The sequence below is a fragment of the Desulfuromonadales bacterium genome (assembly GCA_035620395.1).
Lineage (GTDB): Bacteria > Desulfobacterota > Desulfuromonadia > Desulfuromonadales > DASPGW01 > DASPGW01.
The window spans coordinates 1-2,640 of the sequence record DASPGW010000157.1 but is presented as its reverse complement, the minus strand read 5'-3'; the positions used below and the strand labels follow the sequence as shown (position 1 = coordinate 2,640).

Annotated in this window: 4 protein-coding genes; all 4 read right to left on the bottom strand. The window is 66.6% G+C overall.

Translation table 11 applies throughout. The features are described 5' to 3' along the window. Nucleotides 1-226: 226 nt before the first annotated feature. Nucleotides 227-1,003 (bottom strand): SagB/ThcOx family dehydrogenase, encoded by a 777-nt coding sequence (locus VD811_08425; GenBank protein HXV20997.1) that lies wholly within the window; start codon nt 1,001-1,003, stop codon nt 227-229. A gap of 56 nt (nt 1,004-1,059) precedes the next feature. After that, on the bottom strand, nt 1,060-1,500 hold the full coding sequence (locus VD811_08420) for a DUF4149 domain-containing protein (protein ID HXV20996.1): 441 nt from the start codon (nt 1,498-1,500) through the stop codon (nt 1,060-1,062). A 16-nt stretch (nt 1,501-1,516) separates the two neighbouring features. Continuing rightward, nucleotides 1,517-1,930, bottom strand: a complete 414-nt coding sequence (locus tag VD811_08415; GenBank protein ID HXV20995.1) for a DUF350 domain-containing protein — start codon at nt 1,928-1,930, stop codon at nt 1,517-1,519. 5 nt (nt 1,931-1,935) lie between these two features. Continuing rightward, nucleotides 1,936-2,640 (bottom strand): glutathionylspermidine synthase family protein (locus tag VD811_08410; protein HXV20994.1); only part of this gene is annotated, 705 nt, incomplete at its 5' end.

Sequence of the window (2,640 nt, the reverse complement as noted above, 5' to 3'; positions counted from 1 at the left end):
CTCCGAGGGGATGGAGCGAAAAGAGCTGACGCCCACCGTCGGTGTTTCAAAACCGGGCTCGAGGGCAACACAGCCGAAAATTGAAACGAAGGCGGCCAGAAGTACGACTATCCTTGCCCGTCCGATCATGGGATTCCTCCTTCCGCGAGTACTGCTGCCACGATGTCGTGAAACTCGACGTTACGCATAAACCTTATCACCTGCGGCGGCGAAGTCATCTCGCAGGTCAGGCGGGGCCGGGTTGAGCCACCTTGCCCACCGGCGCGATGTAGATGGCGAACTCCTCCTCGCCGTCCACTCCGAGCAGTTCGTCAGCCCGGTCCTGGTCGTAAGCGGCGATGGCGCAAGTGCCGGCGCCGATGGCCTCGCAGGCGAGGTAAAGGTTCTGGCAGAGGTGCCCGGCGTCGAGGGCGATCACCTTGTAGGCGGCCTCGGCGTAGCGCCACTCGGTACGGGCGGCGACGACGGCCCAGACAAAGGAGACTGCCGCCTCGGCGGCAAAGCGCTGGCCCCGGCAGGCGGCGGCGAGGCGAGCGCCCAGGTGGTCGGGGGTCTTCTCCGGCAGCAGCGCATGGTCGAGGGGGAGATAGCGGTAGAGCCCGGGGGCGAGTTCTTCGACCCGCTGCACTGCGAGATAGGTCTCGAAGGGGTGCCGGCAGCCGGCCGAGGGGACGCTGCGCAGCACCGCTGCCGCGTGCAGATGAGCGCGGACGCCCTGGGTGCTCCAGAGCAGAAAGGCGAGCTCGTCGAGGCGCAGGGGATGGGGCAGAAACCGCCGGTGGCTCTCCCGGCGGGCAATCGCCGCGGTCAGTTCGCAGGACGGGATGCACCAGGCCTGTGGCCCCGGCAGCGGGATTGGTACGGCGCCGGCCGGAACTGGTTTCTGCACCGGCGGCGGCATGACGCCCTGGGCTTGCGGCGTCCGCCCCCAGTCGACCTCGTCACGGATGCGGTCGGTGAGGAAATAGCGGCCGACGTCTTTACTGATGGGCGGTTTGGGCATGACGGCAACTCCTCTAGCGGGTGCTACGCGACGAAAGGGTCAGCGCAGCCTCCGCCTCACAGCAGCACCACCAGCACCACGCCGCCGACGAAAACGGCGAGGTTGCAGGCGGCCGAGATGCCATGCAGGCGGGCGAACTCCCGCCGCAGGGGGTCTTCCTTGGGGGTGGTCTCGAAGGAGCCGATCTGCTGCTTGAGGGCCGCCGTCTTCGGCTCGATGACCATGGCCTGAAAGGAAGTGGCCGCCAGCATCAGGACGAGGAGCGCTAGGGCCGGGAGGAAGTGCCGGCCGCGCTGCAGCAGCAGGCAGAGCAGGGCGACGGCGCCGCAGGCGAGCCCCCAGCGGAAATAGCCGGGGAAGAGGACGCCGACGATCTTGCCGGCCAGGTCGCGCGGCTGGGTCCTGAAGAGGATGGGGGTGAGGACGAAGGTGAAGAGGGCGACGCCGCCGACCCAGAAGGCGAGGGCGAGGCGGTAGAGGATGGTGAGGAAGGACATGGGGTGGCTCCCTTCGTCAATAGGTCATGCACGCGGCATTCAGAATCCCCGCGGCGATCGAGAAGACCGCGAGCATGATGCCGGAGGGAATGCGGTCGTTTTCCATGTCGTGAGCCAGGGAGGAGAAGATTTTCTGCGTCACGAAGAAGACGAGAATCTGCACGACGAAGGCGATCGCCCCCCAGGCGATCATGTCCAGGAGGCTGATGCTGTGCGAAACGGCGCTCGCCAGGGGGATGACGAAGCCGAGGATTGCCCCCGAGAAGCTGATCGCCGGGGCGATCTTCCCTTCGCGGATCAGCCGGTACTCGGCGTAGGGGGTGATCCGCACGTAGAGGACGCAGTAGAGGACGCAAAAGGCGAGGGCGAGGCCGAAGTAGGCGAGAAAAACCGGCAGGCCGGCAAGCGATTCGCTGATGGTCAGGGGCATGGGCTTCACTCCGCAAAGAAATGGGGGACGAAACGGCTGGCGTCGGTGGTGATCTCGCTGCGGTCTTCGCGGATGCCGATGCCGCAGGCTTCGTGATTGACGATCCACGAGCCGATCACCGGATAGTTGCCGGTGAAGCAGGGGAGGGGGGAGTACGCCTGCCAGACGAATCCTTCCTCCCCGTAGCTCCCCGGGGTCGTCGTCTCGACGCCGCCCCGCACGACGGTGATGTTGGCCCCTTCCCGCGAGTAGAGCGGTTTGCGCACCACGTCGCCGGCGGGCCGCTGCGCCTCGAAAAAAGTCGGCAGCAGATTGGGGTGCCCGGCGAAGAGTTCCCACAGGACGGCGAGGATCCCCTTGTTGCTGAGGAGCATCTTCCACGGCGGTTCGAGGTAGCGGCAGCCGGCGTGCGCCAGGTGGAGCCCGAAGTCCTCGCGCAGCAGCCACTCCCAGGGGTAGAGCTTGAAGAGGGAACGGATCGGGCGCTCTTCCAGATCGACGAAGCAGCCGCGCGCCGCGTCCCAGCCGATTTCGCCGATGTCGAGGGCGAAGGTGTCGAGCCCCGCCTGGATCGCCGTGTCGCGCAGGTAGTCGAGGTTGCCGCAATCCTCGCGGCTGGCGCCGGTCGCGGCAAAGTGCATCAGGCCGCCGGTTTTTCCGGCCCAGTCGCTCCAGCCGGCGATGAGCTTTTCGTGGATCGAGTTGAACTG

What these genes read in the sequence shown, in the direction of transcription:
- VD811_08425 (HXV20997.1), bottom strand. Translation starts at nt 1,003, where the DNA reads ATGCCCAAACCGCCCATCAGTAAAGACGTCGGCCGCTATTTCCTCACC.
- VD811_08420 (HXV20996.1), bottom strand. Translation starts at nt 1,500, where the DNA reads ATGTCCTTCCTCACCATCCTCTACCGCCTCGCCCTCGCCTTCTGGGTC.
- VD811_08415 (HXV20995.1), bottom strand. Translation starts at nt 1,930, where the DNA reads ATGCCCCTGACCATCAGCGAATCGCTTGCCGGCCTGCCGGTTTTTCTC.